19 protein-coding genes are annotated in these 24398 nt (G+C 45.4%); 2 read left to right on the top strand and 17 right to left on the bottom strand.

Annotated elements, in window-relative coordinates; all coding sequences use genetic code 11:
- Positions 1-12: 12 nt before the first annotated feature.
- From EAH55_RS11325 to EAH55_RS11265, 13 genes are read right to left on the bottom strand one after another with little or no spacing between them, the layout of a single operon-like run.
- Positions 13-2724, bottom strand: coding sequence for a hypothetical protein (locus tag EAH55_RS11325; protein ID WP_121809710.1), 2712 nt, complete (start codon positions 2722-2724; stop codon positions 13-15).
- Positions 2721-6014 carry a baseplate J/gp47 family protein gene (locus EAH55_RS11320; RefSeq protein WP_121809709.1) on the bottom strand — a complete coding sequence of 1098 codons (3294 nt, stop codon included), beginning with the start codon at positions 6012-6014 and terminating at the stop codon, positions 2721-2723. The genes EAH55_RS11325 and EAH55_RS11320 overlap by 4 nt, the downstream gene beginning before the upstream one ends.
- A gap of 8 nt (positions 6015-6022) precedes the next feature.
- Positions 6023-6445, bottom strand: coding sequence for a GPW/gp25 family protein (locus EAH55_RS11315; RefSeq protein WP_112573749.1), 423 nt, complete (start codon positions 6443-6445; stop codon positions 6023-6025).
- Positions 6446-6448: 3 nt separating this feature from the next.
- Positions 6449-6739, bottom strand: a complete 291-nt coding sequence (locus EAH55_RS11310) for a PAAR domain-containing protein (protein WP_112573750.1) — start codon at positions 6737-6739, stop codon at positions 6449-6451.
- A gap of 8 nt (positions 6740-6747) precedes the next feature.
- Positions 6748-8499, bottom strand: a complete 1752-nt coding sequence (vgrG, locus tag EAH55_RS11305) for a type VI secretion system tip protein VgrG (RefSeq protein WP_121809708.1) — start codon at positions 8497-8499, stop codon at positions 6748-6750.
- Positions 8500-8505: 6 nt separating this feature from the next.
- Positions 8506-9177, bottom strand: a complete 672-nt coding sequence (locus EAH55_RS11300; RefSeq protein WP_114937094.1) for a CIS tube protein — start codon at positions 9175-9177, stop codon at positions 8506-8508.
- Complete coding sequence (locus EAH55_RS11295; RefSeq protein WP_114937093.1) at positions 9177-9362, bottom strand: DUF5908 family protein; 186 nt, start codon at positions 9360-9362, stop codon at positions 9177-9179. Before EAH55_RS11295 ends, EAH55_RS11300 begins: the two co-directional genes overlap by 1 nt.
- Before the next feature lie 4 nt (positions 9363-9366).
- A complete protein-coding gene (locus EAH55_RS11290; protein ID WP_114937092.1) occupies positions 9367-9825 on the bottom strand; it encodes a phage tail protein in 459 nt (152 codons plus the stop codon).
- A gap of 2 nt (positions 9826-9827) precedes the next feature.
- Complete coding sequence (locus EAH55_RS11285; protein WP_112573755.1) at positions 9828-10259, bottom strand: phage tail protein; 432 nt, start codon at positions 10257-10259, stop codon at positions 9828-9830.
- Positions 10260-10298: 39 nt separating this feature from the next.
- A complete protein-coding gene (locus EAH55_RS11280) occupies positions 10299-12287 on the bottom strand; it encodes a phage tail sheath C-terminal domain-containing protein (RefSeq protein ID WP_121809707.1) in 1989 nt (662 codons plus the stop codon).
- 11 nt (positions 12288-12298) lie between these two features.
- Positions 12299-13753: a phage tail sheath family protein gene (locus EAH55_RS11275; protein WP_112573757.1), complete on the bottom strand. Its 1455-nt coding sequence runs from the start codon at positions 13751-13753 to the stop codon at positions 12299-12301.
- A gap of 18 nt (positions 13754-13771) precedes the next feature.
- Positions 13772-14956: a hypothetical protein gene (locus EAH55_RS11270; RefSeq protein WP_121809706.1), complete on the bottom strand. Its 1185-nt coding sequence runs from the start codon at positions 14954-14956 to the stop codon at positions 13772-13774.
- Positions 14957-14994: 38 nt separating this feature from the next.
- Entirely contained in the window at positions 14995-15672 is a 678-nt protein-coding gene (locus tag EAH55_RS11265; protein ID WP_146750072.1) for a DUF4255 domain-containing protein, read from the bottom strand.
- A gap of 327 nt (positions 15673-15999) precedes the next feature.
- Between EAH55_RS11265 and EAH55_RS11260 the strand changes: the two genes are divergently transcribed.
- The gene (locus EAH55_RS11260; protein WP_114937087.1) at positions 16000-16596 is read left to right on the top strand and encodes an FMN-dependent NADH-azoreductase; all 597 of its coding nucleotides are present in this window, start codon (positions 16000-16002) and stop codon (positions 16594-16596) included.
- Positions 16597-16645: 49 nt separating this feature from the next.
- Here the strand turns inward: EAH55_RS11260 and EAH55_RS11255 are convergent, their stop codons facing one another.
- Positions 16646-17788, bottom strand: a complete 1143-nt coding sequence (locus EAH55_RS11255; protein ID WP_244228160.1) for a metallophosphoesterase family protein — start codon at positions 17786-17788, stop codon at positions 16646-16648.
- Between the two features lie 111 nt (positions 17789-17899).
- Here EAH55_RS11255 and EAH55_RS11250 point away from each other — a divergent pair, with 111 nt between their 5' ends.
- Positions 17900-18415: a protease gene (locus EAH55_RS11250; protein WP_121809705.1), complete on the top strand. Its 516-nt coding sequence runs from the start codon at positions 17900-17902 to the stop codon at positions 18413-18415.
- A gap of 187 nt (positions 18416-18602) precedes the next feature.
- Here EAH55_RS11250 and EAH55_RS11245 read toward each other — a convergent pair whose 3' ends face one another.
- The 3 genes from EAH55_RS11245 to EAH55_RS11235 all read right to left on the bottom strand — a co-directional run bounded on the left by EAH55_RS11245 (position 18603) and on the right by EAH55_RS11235 (position 23961).
- On the bottom strand, positions 18603-19538 hold the full coding sequence (locus tag EAH55_RS11245) for a sugar phosphate isomerase/epimerase family protein (protein ID WP_121809704.1): 936 nt from the start codon (positions 19536-19538) through the stop codon (positions 18603-18605).
- A gap of 3 nt (positions 19539-19541) precedes the next feature.
- Positions 19542-20399 carry a sugar phosphate isomerase/epimerase family protein gene (locus EAH55_RS11240; protein ID WP_121809703.1) on the bottom strand — a complete coding sequence of 286 codons (858 nt, stop codon included), beginning with the start codon at positions 20397-20399 and terminating at the stop codon, positions 19542-19544.
- A 121-nt stretch (positions 20400-20520) separates the two neighbouring features.
- Positions 20521-23961: a ThuA domain-containing protein gene (locus tag EAH55_RS11235; protein ID WP_121809702.1), complete on the bottom strand. Its 3441-nt coding sequence runs from the start codon at positions 23959-23961 to the stop codon at positions 20521-20523.
- Between the last annotated feature and the right edge of the window lie 437 nt (positions 23962-24398).

Below are 24398 nucleotides of genomic sequence, written 5' to 3'. Positions count from 1 at the left end.
GTCATTTAGGTTTTAACTGTTATTTTTTGTACCGCCCTGCAAAGTGCCAAGGCTGCTTTTGTTCAATATAATCGGGTTGGTTTCCTGGGTATCGTCATCGCAATCACTTAGCTGGCCCTGCTGATAAACGGTGTATAATTTTTCAAGTACATCTATGAATTTGCTGTTCAATACCGGGTCAATTGGCGTATCGGTACTTACGGCTATGTGTTTGGCGGCAAGCCAATCTTTATAAACAGCCTCAAATCCAACCATCTGATCGTGGCCTATGAAGCAGATCCGCGGTAAAATGTGAGCTGGCGTTTCCGTGCGGATAAGGCGCTCTGCATAAGTGCGGAAAGCGGTATTGCGCAACCTGACACTGTATCCCGGCAGTATTACACAAATGCGGAACGAGTATGGGTCAAGCGGTTCGCAGTATACTCCGTTAGGATCAAGGCAAACCGGCATAAACTGGTGATGGGTACTGTCATCGCCGGTGTAATCAAATGGCGGACGCAGCAGTATATTTTCAATCACATACATGCCCTCCATCTTGAAATCGTTTTGCATAAATTTGATAATAAACGCGATCTCTGTTTCGATGGAAGCGGCGCTAAATTCCATATCATTAAGCGTAAGCAGCGTACCTGCCGAGTTGGCTATGTTATATACATATTTACCCGCTGTAGGCCCCGGACTCAAACGGTAGTTTTCCCTGTCGCAGGCCAGCACGGATACCAGCCCCAGATCTTCATAGGCATCAATTTCCTTGAGATAGTTGGCATTACCTTTAAATTTCACTACACCAAGCTGCGATATTGTCCAGTTGTAATGCAGGGCATCGGCCTTAAACAAAAGGTAATCTTCAACACTAAGTTGCTGCATTTTATAATTGGAGAAACCCAGTAACATCGAGATCCGTTTTTCCATGCCCGATACATTCACCAATTGCTGATCGGGAGTTTTGGCATTATACAGGTCCATCCCACTGCCCCGGCAAATGCTCATCTGGTCATAATCTTTTAAAAAGTTAACCTTATGCCTGATGATATTCCGCTGGTAATCCTCGCCATAAATACGGTACATTAAAAACACATATTCATTAAACTGCTCGGCGAAACGGGCAAGCAAATGATCTAAAAATTTATTTTTCCTTTCGGGATAATTGTCCTGCCCGGTTTCCTTAATTACATCATCGACTGTTTGCTCCCATTGAGCATAGCCATCTACAAGTTTTTCTACATCGCGGATGCCGTTTACCGTATTACTGAAATAGGTTTTGCGGATACTGTCATCAGCCGTAAGCAAAATCCTGGCGTTAGAAAGCTGGGCGAAGTAATTAGCCAGTACCTGGTCATAAAACAACAAATATCCTTTAAGCTGCAAGGCCAGCGAACGCTGTTCGGTTGTGGCGGTATCGGGTAGGCCCAGAGGCGAAATGCCATAATTTTCGGGAAACTGGTTTTGCAGGGTTTCGTAGTGAGCTATGTCGCGATAATCACCCTCGGGTACCGGCAAATCAACTATCTTTTTAGCTTCAACGCTGTCTTGCCAGTCTTTACGTAACTGGTTAAGGTCGGCTTGAGCTTCAGCCTTTTTAAGCTCGATAGGTACTACATCCTTGTAAAAGGTGAATGACGAATTGGTTTCGCACAAAACGGGTTTATGACCATCCTGTATGCAAAGCAGCCATTCGTTTGATTTATAGATCTTATCGGCAACCTCGCTTTGCGGCGCTGTACAGCCGCAAAAGCCAAAGGAAATGCGTTTCACCAGCCGTACGCCGTCAATCTCCATAATAATACGGTACAGATCAGACAGACGCACCTCCGTCCGCAGCTGTGAAGCTGCAAGCTCGGAAGGAATGATGAAACCTTGTTTGGCAAATTTGGTATCAATGCCCTGCAAGTTTTCAAAATCAAGCACCGGACCTTCAAATATCTCATCAGGCTGCATGCCTTTGTCAAGCAGTTCCTGAAGCAGGTAAAAAGTAATATCAGGTGTAAGGTATTGTTCAATATTGAACATGATCGTAGCCCAGATCATTTCAGGATCGGCCTGGGGTTGCAGTTCAATTTCGGCGCAAATAACTATTTCCTGGTTTTCAACCGCTTTTACCTGGTCAAGGTCTTCGCATAACTCACGAAAATAATGATATACCGATTTTATTTGTTTGATGATATCATCCTGTTTGGCTTTGATCTTTGCGGCATCGCCATTAAGTTCAGGAAAATCTTCAAAATCTATCAGGATATCGTTTATGCCCTTTAAATCAAACTTAACCTCTTTACCGGTCAAGGCGTCTTCGCCGGGCTTTGCGTAACGAAGCAGAGGTTTGCCATCTGGCTGTTTATAATTAGCTATTATGCTATGGGGCGATTTTTTAATCCACGCATTACGCACACCGTCTATCCGTACAAAGAGCTGACGGTAATCATCGGGTGTAACCGGGTAACCGGGCAGTATTTTTATTGCAGATAAGAACTGCTCATGCATACTGGTGGTGTTGTCATGATCAACCGCTAAAATATTTTCAACCGGCAGCGTAATACGATAGTTAAGATCGGTAAGCGCATAGCAAAGCATTTCGAGCGTTGTAATGCCGGGATCATGCACGTTATAATCCGACCAGATAGCGCTGGCCAGGTCGCGGATATGCTGCATGCCCTCGGTGCGCAAAGTATTATACTCGGGCCCAAGGCTGGTATCAATTTGTTTCGGTATGGTTAACTGATCAATCATGGGCATGTAGGTATGGTTTTGGTATCAATTAGATGTTGCTTGGCCGATACAAGAATGGCCTTTGAATTGCCTGCCTCCAAAACATCGGGGTTTGCGGGCCCCGATGCTGTGAAGTACATCTTAAAATCGGTTATATAATCAACATAGGTCAACTCTTCAATAAAGCGGATCACAACGCTTTTGTACAAGGTGCCGCCAAAATCAATATCCGCATTGCGGTTGTAAGCCCAGGGCGACAGGTAATTGATCAGATCGGTATTCAGTTTTGCGGCATACAGATTTTCATCCAGCCCGAAATAAAACTTCACTTTGAAATCAAGAACCACCTCTTCATAATCGGGATTGATAGCCAGCAGATCAACATGCATGGAGTTTAAGCCCGACAAATATTTAGTGATCTCGCTCAGTGTATTTTTGCTTACACGGGGCTTAAATGGGTCAAAACTGATCTGGTTGCGGATATCGGGAATAGCTACTACCCTCACGCTGCCGGGAGCTACTTCTATATCATCATTGGTATGGTTAAGGCATTTCACCCTAAAAACCTGCGGAAACTGCGCCATTACCAGGTGTTCATAATCCCAGATGGTAATTGCACGATGTTTGTGCCTCAGGCGCTCGCTTACCCTCAAACGGAAGGCATCGTCATTTTCCGGAAGCAGACCACCAAAGGAAGCATAAGGTTGCGTAACCGATTTGATCTGTGGCAGCCTGTCAACCAGTTTACTGATAGTGGCTGCGGGCAACCCCGCTTCAAGGTGCGAAAGTTCATTATCGTTATCGGCAAACTGAGCTTTGGCAGCCTGGATATGTACATTGATGAACTTGCAAACCGAATCAATTGTAACCGCGGTTGGCAGCTCGACCCCAAGCCAGGTAAGGCTTTGGTTTAAGAAGGTATTGTTGGTTGTAGCCCCATCGGGGATCAAGAATTTGATGATCCCGGAGCGTAAAAAATCATTGGTATCATCGCTGATGATATTATTTTTATCTAAAGCAAGCCATTCATTGCCTGATAAATAATACCACTTAGGCTGAATGGTATCCGTAAATGACGGGGCAAGCGCGTCTTCGCTTCCCTCGGCCACCTGGAAAAGAATACTGGCTACCGAACCGGTTGCAATGCCTGCAATACCCAGGTAAAAAGCTGCAAGATCAGGAGCCTGCGGTATTGCTGTAATATTACCGTCAATAAGACCATGAAATTGTTTCTTCAGAAAAGCATGTTGCTCGGCCTGGCCAAAGGGCGTCTCGTGAAAAAACTGTACGTTATGGTTTACATAGTCGGCTAACAGCGTTGCATTATTATTACTGCCGGTAAGATTGTCAATATCGTTTGAAGCAAATGCCTTGTAATCTATAGTAAGCGATCCTATTTCGGGTGTATAAGGTACCGACGGTATAATTGATGTACCATCTTTTTTGATCATGGCCGCCGCAAATAGCTTAGGGTATTCGCCATGTAAAAAGTCGCGGTCTAAATTAATGCGGATATAATTGTCCTTAACTCCGGCCGAAAAGTTTTCGGTTTGCGTTTGCACCTGCGTGGCAGTTTGCTGAAAGCCTATAAAACCCAGCGTAGGAAAAAAGAACTGCATCGGTTGCACATATTGTTGTACAAGCGCTTTTTCGGCTTGTGCACCACCTCCATAGTTAAACGCCCCGGATACATTGAAGTAAAGATATTGATTAACAAAATGCGGGGCTTGATTTGCGGGCTGGGGTACACCATCCGGCTTTAAAGTAAACGAAGGATCGAGTACGTCGATTGTGCTGCCACCTCCGGTAGGAAACCAGTCGCCATCTTTTATATATGAAACCTTAGCCGTAAAACTGTCTTTACCGGTTATTACCCTGCCTCCAAAATCGGTTGTGGGCGAGTTGGCAACAATGGTATAAGCGCTCGGTGTAAAAGAGGGACTTACAAAGTCGGCACGGTAAGCATTATAATAGGTTTCTATCGGATCAGGAACACCTTTCCAATTAATTTGAGGTGTAATTTCTGTCCATTGTTTCTGAAATATCTCGGTATTACCAATATATAGGTTTGAATGGATCTTAGGTACAGCGCCAAAAGCGAGAAACGGCTTTGACGGATCTACCTTACCATTGTCATTTTCAACAGCGAGGTTTTTCATGCCTGTTACTTCCACCTCTATTTTCACGTCGTTAAGCCTGGCTTTACTTAATGCCTGATAAACCGGATAAGCCTTATCCTGAACGCTCATTAACAGACGGATTACAGGAAAATCTGTTTTGTAATTTTCTTTATGAATGGTTTGATCATAAGGCACTATAGCCTTGGCCTTTGGCGGTACATTTAAGGTAATAACCAATTTTTGCTGACTAAGCGTTGTAGGTACCTTTAAAGAAAAATCGGCCTGAAGCCAATCCTTTTCAGAGGTTAAGAAAACTTTGAACTGTTGTGCTATTAACGCCGGGTCGAAAGAATCAAGCCCGGTAAAGTTAAGTGTTAGTGTGATGGTACGATCTCCCTCGCTCAGCAGCAGTACTTTTGAGGCGAAAGCAAAACCCATTGAGGCGGTTGGCCAGCTTTGGCTGCCAAAAGGATTCCATTTAGGTACATCATCCTTAAAAGGAGTGCCCAAACCATCCGCAGAAAAGGTAACGTCGGCATAAGCTACCTTATTATCTGCCGGTGATTGATACCAGCTTTTCATAGCAGCTATAGTGGCACTATTTACGGCCAGTTCGGCGTTGGTTTTAAAAACAATTGGTTTAGGCTTTTGACTCTTATCTTTTCCTGCGTCAAGTGCTGTATCCTGCGGTAAAAGATAGCCTGTAAGGTTGCGGGCCAGTTCAAATATCACATGCACCTTATCCGGAACTTCGGGGCGGTTACGTAACTGCAATACCCGTTTAAAGTAAAAATCAAGATGGCGGCCGGTGAACTGGTTCAGCGCGTCTTCCGAGTGCTGCAACAGCATAATGAAACACATAAACAGCGCCAGGTGCGGCTCAACATCGCTTTTGATGCTCGAATCGGGGAAACCCAGCCCGGCATTTTGCATTTTAACCTCAACCTGTTTTAAAAAATCCTGCAGCGCTTTTTTATCCTGAATAAAAAATGGTTTCCAGTCGCCCTGCGGATAGTTACTGTCTTTGAGGGTATAGTAGTTTATCTTTTCGGCATAAGCAGCCGCAAACGTTAGCCAATCTTCCATGCCCAATTCTTCAATTGGGGCGCTGGCTGGGTCAAGCGCTTTCAGAAAGCGCTGTGACTGGCTTGAGCCATCACGTTGAAGCGGATTTTTATCGTTACAGGCCATGGTTTTGGTTATGGGTTGGTAGTTATGCTGGTAATATCATTCTTATAATAAGGGAACACGTAGTTGTACCTTGAATTGGTGGTACGCACGGTGTAATTGAGCTTAATAAGCAAAATCCCTTCATTATCCATACTGCTGTCAACCTCGGTGCTGTTAAGCGTTATCCTTGGTTCAAAGTACAATACGGCTGTTTCAATCAAATCTTTGATATAGGTTTTGAGGGTGAGGTTAACCGCCTCAAAAACCACTTTCTGTAAATCGCACCCGAAGGTTGGCTGCATAATGCGTTCGCCTAAACGGGTGGTGAACAATATGCCAAGACTACTTTCAATATCGGCCTCGTCGGTAAGCATTTCAACTTTGCCGGCAGCCTTGTCAAAGCTTGGCGGGAAGCTCCATCCCCTGCCTATAAAAGGTATTTTTGGTTCCATTGCTCAGCCTCCGATTATTACTGTTGGGCAGCCTAACACTATCGATCCGCCGTGGGCTGTGCTATCGCCCATGCGGGCGGCGGGTTTCCCCCCTATCAGCACCGTTGCCGAGCCCATGATTATTGAATCGGGCGGGCCCACGCAGGTACACATATCGCCAACACATACCGCGGGCATGCCACCAATGAGCACCGTTGGTACCCCCGGCCCTATCACCGGCCCGCCTACATGAGGCACAATGCCTGTAACCATCGGGCATACGTGCATATCGCCTATCCGTGCTGCTGCTCCCATTTTTGTTATTAGTTTATTTGTACTATTGAACCTTTAAGCGCCGCCGTGCCGCTTGATTTTACCTCAACACTGGCCGAGCCCTCGGCCGATAGCGCGGTGTTGGCTTTAAGGCCTAAATTCATTCCCTCGGCATTAAAATCCTGCTGGGCTTTAAGTACCAGTTTCCCCTGGGTTTCGATGGTTATGCCATCGCTGTTCATTTTTATCGAATTATTGTTCTCGTCCTTTAACTCTATCGCTCCGGCGTCCTCGTCCATGGTGATCTTTTTCCCGGCAGGTGTTTCGATGGTTACCGATTTTTTATCGTCATCAAAAACAAGTTTCATTTTACTGCGGGTTACAAAGCCCTTTTGGTTGTTGGCGTCGGCGGCGGTTAAAGGAGCGTTTTTACTGCTGCTGTTGAGCATACCAAGCACTACCGGTTTGCGTGGATCGCTGTTAAGAAAACCAACTACCACTTCGTCGCCCACTTCGGGTAAAAAGAAACTCCCGCGGTCTTTTCCGGCATCCAATGTAGCTACGCGGGCCCAGATCCCCTGATCATCCGGACTGATCACCGGCATACGTACCAGGATGCGGCATTCGCCATCGGGGTCGCTTTCCAACTGGGTAACCACCCCTATCTGCAAACCCGGAACCGCTTGGATTAAAGCCGAAGCCGGTTTAATACTGGTTTCAAACTTTTCGGTAAACCATTGTGGGTCTAAACCAAACTGCGCCTCAAGCTGCCAGTCGCCGGCAGATACATGATGCTGAATGTGACTTACAAAGGCATTGCCGTTAAACCTGTCGCTCAGGTTGCTCAGCTTAATGATCATGCCCGGTTTAACCGTATGAATACCTTTAAACTTTACCCTGCCCCGCACTTTTGAAAGTACCTGTTTTTGTTTGAGTGCTGTTGCCCAGGCCTGCAGCTCAGGCTGTGAAAGCTTGCCACCGTGGTTCAGGTGATAATTACTTTCACTGAACACCCCGGCCAGGTCATCGCTTGACAGGTTACCATTCAACTCGCCAGATGGCGGGTTTGCATCAACCTTCTCAATTTCCTGCGATGCGGGGTTCCAGGTGCGGCCGGTTATGGAGGGGAACTGAATGCGCGAATCAATTTCGGCATCCAACTCCAGCATGGTGGCTCCAAATGATAATTCTATAACTGCGCTGCCGCTTATTTCGGGTTTTTTGATGGATAAGGCATTATCATCCGTATAAACCAGCATCCCGTTTATTTCGGCCCGGCCGGTTATAAAATCCCAATCAGTAGCCTCATATTGTACCAGGTCGCTACTGGTAATGTTCATATCGGCAATATCAGCAGTTACACCACTGTAAGTACTGGCAACTGTGTTTATAGCATCGCTATCCTTCACGTTTTCGCCAAAGTATTTGCTGTGGCGGGCCAGGGTCATGGCAATAGCTTTGTCGCGGCATTCAATAACCAACTGCGAGCCGCTGTTGCGGAGTTTGATGCTGTGTTTAATAACCACGCCTTTAAACAACGTATAGTTATCTGATTCATAACCACATAGTATCTCAATGTTTTTTCCCGGTATAAATAAGTCGCCGTTGCTGGCATCAAACTTTTGTGCCGAGGTATCGCCATCAATGAGCACCAGTTTAGCTGCAGCAATACGGTTTATGCCCTTATCAATTACAATAGCCTCCACCTGCATGGTGCGCGGTATCTCGGTACCCTCAATTTTTACAATGTGGGTAACAACGGTAGCGGGCCGGGTGGTTTCTATGGTGCGGCTATCTGCCATGGCTTGTTATTGATTTAATGGTGGAAACTTGATCTTGGTACCTGTTTGCAGGTATCTGAAATCGTTGAGGCTGTTTGCCTGGGCTACTTCTATGTAATACTTTGAGTCGCCATAGATCTGGTAGCAGAGCAGCGGCAGGGTATCCCCTTCATTTACTACCCGTACTTTGGTTAAATCAGGCGATTGGGCGTTTTCCTTCGCTACCCGCTTTTTATCCTCAACCGAGCCAATGAATGTAGCTTTTACAATGGCCCTCAGCGGTCGGCCCTGGTTATCAAACAATTTATAGCTGATATCCATGGTTTCCAAAGCGCCATCAAACTGAAGCGTGCCCCAGTAAATGCTTACAAACCTTGGCCGGTGCTTATCGCCCTGGTACTCGATGATTAGTTTTTGCAGGTTATCGATATCTTCGTCAACCCCCAAATCGCCAGCTGTAGCACCGTTTATAACACCAGTACGGTCAAACATCAGCTCAAAATCCATCTTCTGCGGCTCGATCTTGGAAAACTTGGGCAGCTTGCCCGATGTTCCCTGCGCCTGCTTGTCAGAGTATTTGATCTCGATCTTCTGGCTGTAGCTTTCGGGGTTAACCTGTACCGTCATGGAGCCTTCTTCATTCTTGCTCTGCGGATCGGACCAGGCCACGATCTTCATTTTGGTTACATTATCAGGCATCAGCGTTCGTTTTTATTTTTCAAAATCTCCAATATCTGCTCCACGCATTCGGCAATGATCTCGTCTTTATCACCACCTCCTCCGCCTTTTGCACCACCGCCTCCACCACCGGCACCTGAATCCTGCTCGGCAGGGCTTTGGTTTACGCTCACGCGGATGTTCAATTCTCTGATCTCGATTGGCATAACATCAGGTTTGAAGGGTGTAATACTGGTATTGCAATTCAAAACTTTCAATCGCGATACTGTTCTGCTCGGCGTTCAGATCGCTCAGGCTCCACTTTTTGGGCCAGGCCTGCACTACATTCCACGTTAAAAGCGGGTCATGCTCTTCATTAAGCAGGCTTACGGTAAGGTCTTTAGGTTCGATAATAAAATTATTGAACACGTTATTACACCAATCCATCAGCAGTTTCGATTCGGTGATCAAACCCCGTTTCAGCACCAGTGCCGGAAACTTGGCCCTCACCGGCAGTGCATGTTCAAAACGGTTTTCGCCACCTTCCTTTTTGGATTCTGTTTCCATCTCCATAGATAGGCCCGATACGTTCTGAAAGCGGCTGTCGATATCTTCATCGCCAATGCCCGTAAACACCACCTTAAAGTGAAAGCCTAAAGGCGGATAACCCGATTTAGCGTCGAAGGCCATGATTAGCCGTTTTTAATGGTTAAACCTTCATGTGCAACCTCAAGCGTTTCAATTGCGGCTTCGTTGGCATCGGCCTTTAAATCGGCAGATTGGATCTTAACAGGGAAAGCGTTTTTAACCGACCAGGTAACTACCGGCTGATGCTCTTCATTAAGCAGGTTAATGGTAAGGTCGCGGCGGTCTATCTGGTTTAGTTTTACGGTATTCATCCAGTCATAAAACTCGTTGTCGTTAGCAAATGTGCCGCGTTTTAGGGTGATGTTACCGAATTTGCGCATGCCAGGCATCTTTACCTTGTTGTATTCCTTACTGCTACCTTCGCGATATTCAATCACTTCGGTTTCTATCTGTAATCCGGTTACTTCGGTAAAACCGATGCGTGTGCCACCCCAGTCAACCTGGAAATGGAATTTGGGTAGAGGATAATTTGCCATTTTATTTGTTTTAAAAGAAATTCAATTGATTTGATTTAATTAACTCTCCTGCATTTTGTGCGAAAAGCGAAGGATGATGAACTCAGCAGGCCTTACTACAGCCATACCTATTTCAACTATCATGCGACCTTCCAGAATATCAAGCGCTGTCATGGTTTCATTAAGGCCAACGTGAACAAAAAACGCGTCTTCGGGCTTAGCGCCTTGTAAGGCACCTGCACGCCATTGCAGCGTTAAAAAGTTCTGGATCATTACCCTAACCTTAGTCCAGGTGTTGGCATCGTTATTTTCAAATACAAAAGGATAGGTTGCTTTTTTAACCGATTCTTCAACCATGATGAAGAAACGCCTAACCGGAATGTAACGCCATTCGTTATCATTACCTGTTAAGGTTCGCGCTCCCCAAACCAGCGTACCGCGGCCTGCAAAAGCTCTGATAGCATTGATTGATTTACCGGTAGCGGTAACGTTCATGTCGTCCTGGTCGCTGTTGTCAATTTTTACAGCAGGCCCAATCACATTGTTCAGGCTCACATTGGCAGGTGCTTTCCAAACACCGCGTGTGCCATCAACATTGGCATAAACCCCGGCTATTGCTCCCGATGGAGGAATGGTGCTCATCTTAAGCGTTACCGCCGAGTTGGCTGCACCGAAGAATACGTTACCTGAAAACAGCGCCTGCTCGGCCAGGTTTTCGTAAAACAGAGCGCCGTTAAGTAAACCGCCAAAACCTGTTAAAATGGTAGCGACGGTATCGCTCAGTGCCTGTACAATTGAAAGCGCACCGGCAGCATCTTTGGTAAAATTATCAGCGTTGGCAGCTATTGCTGCATAGTTTGAGTTGGCAACCCAGGGCGTATTATCCAATACCGAATAAACAGGTGTTGGGTTACGGCCGGCAGTTGTGTTAGCGGCTACCTTCGCGTTTTTTTCGTAAGCAATAAGGGTGGTAATAGCTGCTTCAAGTTTCGGATCTTTGCTTAAGGCATCAATGTCCTTGCCATATAATGTGGCAACAGGTGCATCCTTAGCTTTTTTACCGGCTGTTACTATTGCTGCCAATAAATCCAGGTAGCTGGTTAGCTGTACATCCGGAGTTACGTTTTGAGCAATGTTGTTGGCCAGCGTGGTTAACTTGGCGTTTACAGCGTCAATACCATTTAACCTCAGCGCGGTTGCATCTGCCGCGGCGCTAAAAACAAAGCTTATTACTTTATCGGTATCTTTAATTGCATTTTGCAGATTGGTTACCAAAGCCTTTTCAGCAGGACTTTTCGAAAAGCTATCGTAATTGGTGATCTTTACCGATGGAGAAACATTATTCCAGAACTCCAATTGCCTGAAATCTACATTAACATCGTAGCTTGTGATAATCCATGGATAATAAGCCGCGCCGTAATTAAGGTTATTGATGCCTATTGAGCTGCGGAAATTATCTATAGGCTTATTGGTAACATCCTGGCGCTTATCCCCCTGCAGCACGTCAAGTATCGAAAACCTATCCTGCATAGTGGCGCACAGGCCCAATGCCTTGGTTTGCAAATTGCTGAAGGCAACAAGGTCAGGGTTACCAGCCGCAATCAGCTCAACCGCGTCGGGAAACAGGATGAGTGTTGGTTCATCTTCCGCTGTAAGGGTATCAATGCCTCCCGATATTGGCGGCGCAGTTACCGCAGATGAAAAATCACCAACAGAAACGATATAACATGGGCCGCCACCGTTATCAAAATACTGTCTTAGCGATACATACAGATGAAACCGTTTGTCTGGTGCTACGCCCAGGATCTGTCTGTTACCAGGGTTAACAGTAACTTTAATGGTAGCCGGTACATAGGCACCGCCAAATAAGCTTTCAAACTCCAGCAATGATTTTATACGGGTTGGTACATTCGCCAACGATTTACCTTCGGGTGTTAATGCAAAGGCGGTAAAGCCAATAAAGGCTGGTATAGCGGTTTCAACCTGGGCAACTGATGGCGGAAACAGTGCAATTTCCTGCACGTAAACTCCGGGTGTTTTATAAGCCATGACTAATTGATTTAAGATTGAACCATTTTATGACTGAAGCGAAGAATAATGAACTCTGCCGGGCGAACCACAGCCATGCCCACCTCAACAATGAGCCTGCCTTCCAGTATATCAAGCGAGGTCATGGTTTCGCCAAGGCCAACGTGTACAAAGAATGCGTCTTCGGGTTTCGCGCCTTGTAAGGCACCCGCGCGCCATTGCAGTATTAAAAAGTTGGCTATCATGCCGCGTACCTTCGCCCAGGTGTTACCATCATTGGGCTCAAATACAAAGGGCTGGGTTGAGTTTTTAACCGATTCTTCAACCATGTTAAAGAAACGTCTTACCGATATGTAGCGCCATTCGTTATCGTTGCCTGCCAGCGTACGTGCTCCCCAAACCAATACACCTTTACCAGAAAATGCCCTGATAGCATTTACCGATTTACCGGTACTGGTAACGTTCATATCTTCCTGGTCGGAGTCATCAATTTTCACCATTGGTGCCACAACCATGTTCAGGCTTACATTTGCCGGGGCTTTCCAAACACCGCGAGTGTTATCAACAGAAGCATACACGCCCGCTATTGCTGATGCCGGAGGTAAAATAACCGAGAACAGGCCGGTTTGCTGTTTGATATAGTTATACAGATCGCTGTTTATATGGTAGATGGAATTGGCTGTATTATTGTCATCACGCAGCACTGCCGTAGCCGGAAAATCTGTAGCGGTAACGCCTGTGCCTGTGACAATCAGCTGCTTGCTTTCATCGCTGAAATAATTGATACTGGTTTGCAGCCATGGATAATATGCAGCGCCATAACTAAGGTTATTAACCCCTATAGCTGTGCGGAAGGCGGTTGCGATATCGCCAAAAGCTTTTTTACCTTTATCGGCAACAGCTACGTACGGATCAATAAGCACAACCCTATCCTGTAAAAATGCAGCCTGGGCCAGTGCAGCGGTAAATAATCCGTAATAATCTGCCGGGGCGGTAAGCGTTGCAGCGTCGGTAAACAGCAGGATGGTTGGCTCATCTTCCTTCTGGACAGCGGCAAGCGCGTTGGTAAGCAAGGTTTTGTCAACCGCAACAGCCGCGCCTGTTTGCCCTGCCGATACGATATAGCATGGGCCACCACCATTGGCAAAATAAAGCTGCAGGCAATAGTACATCCTGAATTTCAGTGCTGCATAGGGATCATCAACCGCGGCATCAAATGAAAACACACCCGCCGCTTTCTTGATTTTGATACCTGTTGCTGTACCGGTTGTGGTGAACAAGGTATTTTCGGCAAAACCAAAGATCTGCTCATATTCCTTAAGCGATTTGATCCTGACAGGGTTGTACTGCAGCGACGCCCCGTTATAGCTAATGTTTTGTGTGTAGCCTATAAAGGCCGGGATAGCCGTTTCAACCTCGGCTACCGATGGAGGTAGGAGCGGAATTTCTTCCACATAAACACCCGGAGTTTTGTATGTTGTTGCCATGTTACTGTTTTTTACTTCCTAAAAAAATATGTCTGAAAAAATCTGGTTGGTTTCTGGTTTTATGAGCGATGCCGTAGCATTGGGCAAATCATCGGCAGTAAGCTTATTATTTTTGTCATTCACCTTTACCGATATAAAACCCTGCCGTGTAAGCGGCAGCGCGTTAGCACTTATGGAAGCCGCTCCAAACATAGCGCCTACGTACCGCCAATAGGTCGACCGGTTTTTGAACCTTAAGCTAAATACCGGCGCCTTCAGCGTTGTATCTGCCTGCAAAAGGTTATATACGGCGTTACTTGTTTTTACACAGATATCAATAAAAGCCCAGGCCGATGCATCCGTACTATAATAAAACGGAAAATCGTCGGTGTAACCGGTATCGGCCAGATGAGCAGTATACAAGCCCTCAGGCAAGCTGCTCATATCTGCTTTAATAATATTCAGTTCACCGGTTTCTAAACTGGTAGTTACATTTACCACGTTCCCCTGCCTGTCTTTTATCGTAAGAGCCGGGGTTTTGCCGGCTACCGTTACCTGGTAGATGAATACCCTTCCACATTGTCGGATCAGGTCGGCACCGCTTGCATAGCTCAATGGTTTACCACCCACCAGCGTATCGGAGATCCAGTTGCCCGCAGGGGTAGCTCCGGCAGTTGGGTCCAGGTTATTTTTTTTCTGGGCGATGAATAACTTAGTCGGTGTAGCCTGGTTATCAACCAGCATATCTCCCGGGTAATAATCCGTAGCCGCTTTATACACATTGGGTGTGGCGGTTAAAAAAGGCGATACACGTGGCGACAGCGACGGATCATTGGTAAAAAAGTACACCATGCCGTCTGGCGCTTTTAACGGCAGCGAACTATAATTGGCAAACAACCCATCGTTTATAGCTACGCTGAAGCTAAACACCATATTATCTGCCGGAACTATCTGCGGTTGCTCCTTAGTTCCGTTTAAAGTATATGGGATACCAGTGATAATACCGGTTTCTGTTTGCTTATAAACCACGTGCAAACCAGCAAACTTTGCCCGGGTAGCTTTGGTAGGCGTTACGCTCATGAAACTGCTTATGTCGTAACGCTCCAGCACAGCCAGGCGCGCATCGGCACTAAGCGTGTCAAAGAGCGTGGCACCGTCATCAAGGTGATAATGATGACTGATGGCAATCTCAAACAGTGTTTCGTAGTTCAGGTCCAGTACCATCGGGTTATAATTTATTGGTTAATCGCCCGCACTAATCTTCAACTCAGTTTATCGCTTAGTTCTATCTTTTTAATGATACCACGTGATTCGGTTACGTTATCGCGCAGTATTTCAACCAGCCGTACACGGTATAGTACATAGGGAAATTGTTTACCGCCCAGCGTGCTCCATAGGTAATTGGCTTGCTCAAATGTGGGCGAGTAAATGTCAAGTATGAGGCGAAAATCGCCGAGGCCAACTTTTGTAGTCGGACTGTTTTGTTGGGTAAAAGTGTTCTTCCCCTGAAAAAACTCGACGATGTGCGACAGGAAGATCAGGGATTTTTCGTAGGAAGAGTACAGACAAGCCGAGAACAAAACATATAAGTTAAGGTACATAGGCGCGTTGCGGTAGTTGATATCATCGCCGTTACGTACATAATTGGGCATGTTTTTCATGGTAAACTCCTCGGAAAGATTTACCAGTGTTACCAGGATATTTTCCAGCCCCTTGATCTCATCATCGCTCAGATGAGCCACATTTTTGAGCTGGGTAAAAGTTGAACTGAGCCCGCTGTTTCCATCGGTTGTTTTGAGGTAGTTGTTCAACTGCTCAGTTAAAAAACTTAACGTTTGGTAAATCATGATAAATAGATGTTTATAGGTTGGCTGCAGTTTGGCTGCTGATGTTATACCAAAGTTGGGCATCTCTGTTAAGTAACGTGCAAGTGTACGCACGGTAATTGCCGCGTATTTCTACGTAATCGCCCCGCGTATAATTACGTGGTAATGAACAGGTTAAAACAACACAAAACCTTTAAATTTCAATAAAAACGAACTTTTACCGGCGAGCGGCTGGGAGTAAAAAAGATCGTGCCATATAATCGGCGCAGTTTGATCAATTCAGAGCCGTTATCAAACAACACCAAACCTATCTAATTGATGTTCAAACAAATAAATTCAATTCAAGATACTACTATCCTAAAGGATATCGGTATCCTTTAGGATAGTAGTATCTTTTTGATAGTAAAGTAAAATAATTTTGCTTCCACAAAATTCAGAGCAATGAAAATATTACATCTTATCAGCAGCCCTCAGGGCGAAGCATCATTCAGCGTAAAATTAGGCAATGCCATTGTTAACGAAATTCAATCGGCACATCCGGATAATACTTTAACTACCCACGATTTAACCGCTACGCCATTCCCTCACCTGGAAGAAGCGCACCTTACTTCTTTTTATACCCCCGAAGAAAAAAGGACACCAGAACTTGTTGAAGCCGTTAAGCACTCGGACGAGGCGATTGCCGAGATAATGAACGCCGATGCTATAGTTATCGATACACCGATGTACAACTTTGGCATTCCATCTACTTTAAAAACATGGATAGACCATATAGCCCGCGCAGGTAAAACTTTCAGCTATGGCGAGAAAGGACCTGAAGGCCTGGTTAAAAACAAGAAAGTGTACCTGGCCATTTCATCTGGCGGTGTATACTCAGAAGGTTTTATGAAAGCTTATGATTTTACCGAACCTTATTTAAGGGCGGTTTTAGGCTTTATGGGCATGACCGATATTAAAACCTTCAGGGTTGAAGGCGTAAAAATGCCGGGCTTACAGGAAACGGCTTTAGATAAAGCCATACAGGCTATTGAACTTTAACTACAAACAAAAACGGGAGGCTAAACCTCCCGTTTTTGTTTTATACTTTTCAGATCCTGACTGTAAAGCTGTCAGTCAAAACAGCAGTATGTTCATCTTCATCCACTACGGTATAATACCCCCCGCTCAAGACTAATCCCCTGTTATCGCGCTCAACGGCAATCTTTAAAAAGCCATGTTTGGTATCGCAGTTACTTTCGAGGCGTACACCATCAAATCGCATATCATCGGCTGTAAAACCATCATTATCTGTCAGGGCAATAGAATGCAATTCATCAAAGCCTCCTGTACCGGCGACAATATAGGGCATTACCGTTAAATCGGCATATTGCTTACTGAAACGCTGGTAGTTATGCACGTGCCCGCTAAAAACAATATCGGGGCGGATGCCGGTCTCCTCAAAAACACCTTCCAGAAAATCGATCATCGGCAAACTGGCACCATGATTAATATCTGCCGAATAAGGAGCATGGTGCATGCAAAGGATAACGGCTTTGTCCGGCCGCTCCATATCTGCATATCTCAACTCCTCCAAAAACCAGTCGCGCTGTTCGCGGGTAACAACTCCGTATTTAGGTACATTGGTATGTAAACCGATGATAGTTGCCAGCGGGGTGTCCATAGTCCAGTATATATTGGGCTGAGGCATACTTTTACGGTCAATCCTTCGGCTCAGCATTACCTGGCGCGAAACCGTATCACAAAACACGGTAGTAAAAGCATCAAGGCTTTGATACGGCATGGCGGCAGCCGGATTTACATCGCTGTCGTGGTTACCCGCAATAGCGAATATAGGTGCGGGGTACAGACTGTAAGGTTCAAAAAACTGATCGTAATAGTTTTGAGCTTCGCCATAATTGTAAACAACATCGCCCAAATGGTATAAAAACTTAGGCTGCTCCTTACCCGAAATCGTTTCATACTGTGCAGCCATTAAGCCTGCTATCCGCCTTTGCGAACCGGGATTGCGAATGCTACCGGTATCCCCCACCATATGAAAAACCATTTTATTACCGGCCAGATCTGATATTACATCCTGTACCGATAAATGATACGGATAAGAGCCCGATGGCTCCGGCAGGGGTTGAAACTTATAGCTATCATCCGGCTGATCTTTTTTGATAACCGGGCTGGTATGTTTTAATGAAGAAATTAAAGCCATTTGCTCCATAATACCTGCAAAAATAAGCAAGCTATATTAAGGCAGGGTTAAGTTGTGATAGATATTGCAGGAATCGCAGAAAGACTATAAGAGTTTATTCAGCTATCCAATCTTTTGCCCCTGAAGGCTTAAATTTGCAGCATGAAAAACTACAAAATAATCTTATCTGCAGCGTTACTAACCTTATCGGCATGTAGCGTTAACCATGTAAAAAACACTTCTGCCGGTTCCGATTCTGCTAAAAATGAAAGCCCTGCTGCAAGCCCAGGCCTGTTTGCCAAAATGCAAATAAAGCCAACCATTAAAATCGGTGAAGCTGTTGAACTTAAATTCACGGTTTATAACGATGCTGATACCGCCCGTCAGTTTTGCAAATGGCATACGCCGTTTGAGCCGCTTATGAGCAAATACCTTGATGTGAAAGATGCAAGCGGTCAGGAAATGTTATACAAAGGAGCCATGGCCAAAAGGATAATGCCGCCACCGGCCAGCAGCTATATCAAAGTAAATCCAAAGGATAGCCTGTCAGTAACTGTCGACCTGTTAAAGGCCTATGATATCAGCAAACCATCAAAATACACTGTAATTTACGTAGGACAAAATATGAGCGGCCTTACGGTGAAGGATAGTATTGAGTTTGTTTATGGGGAAAAATAAGAAGTTCCCTCTAAGCGAACTATCGACTCACCCGGTCTGCGCTTCGCTGGACCACCCTCTCTCCGGCTTCGCCGCAAAGAGGGAAAGAAAATAAAAAACAAAATCCCCTCTTTACGCTTGCGTAGAGAGGGGTGACGAGCGCAGCGACGTCGGGGTGAGTCAATGCAGCGTTTAATCCATCTGGAGATCAAGCAGCCACTGCCTTCATCTTCGCCAAGGCTGTTTTAGCTACCGTTAAAGCATCCTGAGCGTAATAACTTTTATTAAAAACCTCGAACGAGATCACCAGCGGCCGTTCGGGGTTTTTAACTATTTGCAGGATTTGTTTAAGTGGCGCAATACCATCACCACAATAGATCCTATCCGGTTCAGAGATCTGCTCCGGACTGATCCCTGCCGGATAATCATTTACATGAAAAATATCCAGGGCATGGTGACCAACATAATTCAAACTCTCTACTGCCGATTGACCTTTAAAAATATGGAATACATCAAGCAAAATACGGGCGTTGGGGTTACCGCATTGCGTAGCCACATAAAGTACCTGGCTTATATGCTTGAGATTCTGCGAGCCGCCCCACATCTCTAACTGGGGCATAACGCCGGTTTGTTCGCCCATTTTGAGGATGGTAAGGTAGCGCTCCGTTACTACATCCAGGTCAAGCACCGGGCCTTTGGTCATACCTGCGGATGGGGCCGCTATGCGCTGACAACCTATTTTAGCCAGCATGTCCATTTCCTGCTGCAATTGTTCCAAACCCTTTTTCCGGGTTGCTTCGTCATCAACCAGCCAGGGGGCGAAGCCAATGGCATCTTCAATTTTAAGTCCAAGCCCGTCGATGATCTTTTTAGCCTCGGTTACAGAACCGCCACCCTGCAGATAGGTTTGCAGCGTATCTATCCAGATTTCAACGGAAGTAAAACCCGCTTTGGCGGCTACTTCAAGTTCCTTAACAAAACCAAGGTTATGCCCGCGAATGGTGCTCATGTTTAACGAGTAAACAAAGCCATTGCCAGTTTTGGGCGCAATGGGAGCCGAAGTTGCACTGGCTTCGCTTAAAACAGCTGCACCTGCCGTTAACCCTATTGCTTTTAACACTTGCCTGCGGTTTAAATTGCTCATATATTAATCTTTTAAACCTTTCAGATAGGCGATGGTAACCGGTAACTGCTCGCTGTATGACGGACTTTCATCCTCGATAAAATAATGTTTAATGCCCGCCTTTTTCGCAGCTTTCAGCACTTCGGGAATATCAATTTGACCGGTACCTAAGGCTACATCATTTTTAGTATCGGTGCCGCCAGTTAAATCATTAGCTACTCCCTTGCGGATATCTTTCAGGTGCATCAGTTTCATGCGCGAAGGATATTTATTGATAAGCGCGGCTGGATCCTGCCCGCCGTGGAATGACCACAAGATATCAATCTCAAACGAAACATATTTTGGGTTGGTGTTTTGAGCGATATAATCGAACAGCGTACCATCATTGTAAGGGCCAAACTCATAGCCATGATTATGATAGCAGAAGGTTAAGCCGGCTTCGCTCAAGATCTTACCCACACGATTAAAATCGGTAACAGCTTTTTTGGCGTCATCCAGGGTAAACTCCTTACCATGCGGAATCCAGGCAACCATCACATACTTTGCTCCCAATATTTTGGCCAGCTTGATCACGCTTCCCGGATCATTTACAATAGCATCGTATCCTGCCCCTGTAGATGGGATACTAATTCCACGATCATCGCACATCTTCCTGAACTCTTCGGGCGGCATGCCTTTGGGGCCTTCACCTTCAATTTCGGTGATGCCTAATGACTTGATTGTATCCAGTACAGTAGTTGTTGCTTTAGGCATACTGCTGCGAAATGTGTAGGCTTGTACACCAATAGCACCGGTAAACAACGGTTTGTTTTGTGCCGATGCTTTGTTTTGCCCCAAGGCCATAGCGGCTGAAAGAGCAATAAATAAGATTGATTTTTTCATGTTTTAATCAGGATTTAAAAAAGGCGTCATTGCGAGGTACGAAGCAATCGCGAACTATACAGAGCGGATCCGCCTATTGGGGATTGCTTCGTACCTCGCAATGACGTGGTTATGAATAAGGCTACTCAACAAATTGAATATCCTTCAGATTTAAAATACCATCACTCGGTTTAGAATGTTTTATAGCGAAGAAATATACATCGTGCTTTCCACTTACAGGCTTGCTTAACGCTCCGGTAACTTCGCCGGTTTTATCCCATGCACCTGTGGTTTGATAAGCTACGGAACTGATCACCGGCCCGGCCTGCGAATCTATCCTTACTTCAATCTCACCATCATAATCTTTTGACGCATATTTGTAGGCAAACTTACTGATATTGCTCAGGTCGATATTTCTGAACAGTACATACGATTTATGATTACCTGCCGACAGATCGTCTTTAAATCTGTTAAAGCCTTTCAATTCATCAGCATAAACAGCCTTAATTGCCGAATTACGCAAAACCACCATATCTCTAGCTTTCAGCGGACCAACAACTTTACCGCCTTTATCCGTATATGATGCCAACAGGGTGTATTCGCCACGCGGCTCAGCATTATTAAACTTTAAGTTAAGCGTGCCGGTTAAAGGTAGCGGCAATACAGGGTTCTTTTTATCGGTAAGCGAAAAAATGTATTTCACAATTTCCTTTGTATCGGCATTTGATAACTGCGGATGCGCGCTCATCACATGTTCGGTACCCCAACTACCTGCACCTCCTGCTATTATCTTTTTAGATAACTGATCAAGAGCTCCCTTCTGCGCTTTGTACCTGTTGGCAATTGCCAAAAAGCTTGGCCCTACCGCGGTTTTATTAATGGTATGGCACGATTTACAATCGCTGTTAGCAATGAGCCCTTTACCCGGATAGCTAACCTCGGTAGTTGATAAAGCAGTTAGGTTTTGCGTAGTACTATTGGCAGATGGCTGCGGATTATAAATGTAAAATAGCTTTACCTTTTTAGGGTCGATTTTGCCATCCTCCTTATCAGTAACCACCACATGATAGCGGAACGGTTTGCCTTTCCATATAAATGATTTATTGTCGGTACTGGCTATAGTAACTTCAGGTTTGGTATTGCCAACCCTTACAATTACAGTGTCGCGACCAGTTAAGCCGCCCCTGTCGGTCACTTTTAAAATAGTTTTATAAACGCCCGGTTTTGTAAATGTATAGCTGGCCGAAGGTGTAGATGCCCCAAACGTTTTACCATCAAACAGCCACTGATAAGTGATCTTATCATCGTCGTCCAGATCTTTACTGTTTTGACTGCTGAAGCTCACCTTAAGGGGAGCCTGCCCTGCTATTTCCTTTTTAGCCGGAAACTCTTTTACTTCGGAGGTCAGGAACTTCATCCTGTTGAATTTATTGAAAGCAGCGGTATCTGAGATGCTGGCTTTAGCAATCGGGGCACGGTTGCCCGTGTTATACTCGATCTTAACCAAACGAGCATCTTCATTTTGAGCACCATAGACTGAGCCATATTCAAGCATATATAAAGCACCATCGGGGCCAAATTGCATATCAATCGGGCGGCGGAAATCACCGTTGGCAGGCATAAATGCTTCGTTACGCAAATAGTTCTCGTTTTGGTCAAAACGGAGATCAATCACCCAGTTGCGCATCCAGTCGGCCACAAATAAGGTACCGTCATAATACTCGGGGAATTTATTAGGGTTTTTGACGCCCTTATCAAACTCATAAAAATCGCCGCCTATGGCACAGCGACCGCCCATACCAAGCTCAGGAAACTCATCCGAAGCTGCATAAGGGTACCAAATCATGGCCGGCATGGCGGGTGGCAGCACATTTAAACCGGTATTATTGGGCGAATTATTTACAGGTGCTTTAGGATCAAAATTTGGCCCAGGTTTGGCGTTCACAAAATCCCAGTGCGAGTACGCAAAGTTATTTCCCACAAAATAAGGCCAGCCGAAGTTGCCCGCTTTACGTGCCTGGTTAAACTCATCATACCCGCGCGGTCCACGAGGCGAATCATTACCTGCATCCGGCCCTATCTCGCCCCAATATAAAACGGATGTTTTAGGATTTACAGCGATACGGTAAGGATTACGGCATCCCATTACATAAATTTCGGGCTTGGTTTTAGCTGTACCCTTGGGGAAAAGGTTTCCTTCAGGAATAGTATACGTACCATCAGCTTCCGGGTGGATACGCAGGATCTTGCCTTTAAAATCATTAGTATTACCCGCGCTGCGTTGCGCGTCAAGGCTGTAATGCTCCGTACCGGGACGTTCATCCAGCGGCGCATAGCCGTCTGATGGAAATGGGCTTGAGCTATCACCTGTAGACAGATACAAGTTTTTATCTTTATCCCAGGCCAATGAGCCACCGTGGTGCGCGCCACTTACTTTTTGTACAGGCACTTTAAACAGGATCTTTTCTGATTTCAGGTCAAGCACATCCGCCGGGCTGAGCTTAAATCTGGATAGCTGAAAATTAAGCGGCTCAATGGTTTGTCCGGCGGGCATATAATAGATATAAACAAACTGGTTCTTTTCAAAATCGGGGTCGAGCGTAAGGCCAATAACGCCTGTGCCACCCTCATAAGTAATTGGGAATTTATGGATCACCTTAAACTTGTTGGTTTTGGTATTGTAAACCGAGAAGTTTCCCATCAACTGGGTAAAAAACACGCGACCGTCTTTGGCAGCAGCCAGTTCCATAGGCGAGGCAATGTTGCTCACCAAAACAGTTTTCACAAAGCGGGTTTGGTCAGGCGCTACTTTGGAGTACGATTTGCTATAATCAAGCGGTTTACCATTGCCCATGGCGTATTTGATACCACCAAGCAATTGCCCTAAAAACAGCGGATCGCTGTAACTTTCATCGGTATGACCACAACCGGTATAAAACGCCCTACCGCCATCAAATTCATGATACCAGGTTATAGGGTGATTGGCTCCGTTTGTACCTCCGTCGTACGTGTTTTCGTCAAGGCTTGCCAGTACGTGGATACCACTGTAAATAGATTTGTAATTATACCATTCGTCGGTACGCTCCCAACGTGTGGGCAAATTGGCTGTAGCCGGCTGGCTTTTATCCGTCACATCAATAGTTGCCTTACGGATATTGGAATTGTTAGGATGGCTTGAAAAATAAGCGCCAACCAGTTTGCCGTACCAAGGCCAGTCGTACTCGGTATCGGCAGCGGAGTGTACGCCCATAAAGCCACCTCCTGCCTGTATGTAACGTTCAAAAGCGGCCTGTTCAACAGCGTTAAGTACGTTGCCTGTGGTACAGTTAAAAATTACAGTCTGGTATTTTTTAAGGTTATCGTCGGTAAAATTGGCCGAATTGGTAGTGGTATCAACATCGAAGCCATTCTCATCGCCTAATTTTTGGATGGCCGCTATCCCAAACGGGATACATGAATGGTGCCAGCCTAAAGTTTTTGAAAATACCAGCACGCGTGGCTTATCAAACGGCTTTTTAAAGGAATAAAGCAGGAAAGTTAATCCTGTCAAAAAAACGTAGGTGAGTTTTGTTTTTAATGACATGTTTGAGGTTATTATTGGTTTACGTTTTATGAACAGTCATAAAAGCGGCATTATCCCCTCGCCTTGCTAAAAGGATTTATGTACGAGGCAAAAACATATAAAATGCTTGGTGCTAAAAGGGCTGTTCAAATAATTGGCTTACACAATAATAACTATTTAAAACATTCAGTGTGTATTAATTACACTTTATTTTTACCGGGGATTGGTTTGTAATTGAATTGTTACGGCTGTGGACAAAGCGAATACACAAATGCAATTGTACACCAATTTAAATCATTGCCGTTGACTTTAGTCAACGGATTGGCCGACAATATAAGTGGCTTTAGCCAAAACACCGGGAGATGGGGCTGAAGCCCGATTATTCGTTTCTTTTTTTACCGTTGACTAAAGTCAACGGCAATGAATAAAATTTCGATAAATACTGACAAAACAACGAA

Origin of the sequence: Mucilaginibacter kameinonensis (genome assembly GCF_003675385.1) — a bacterium.
Lineage (GTDB): Bacteria > Bacteroidota > Bacteroidia > Sphingobacteriales > Sphingobacteriaceae > Mucilaginibacter > Mucilaginibacter kameinonensis.
Note: the sequence above shows the minus strand (reverse complement) of the source record. Positions and strands in the feature narration are given on the sequence as shown.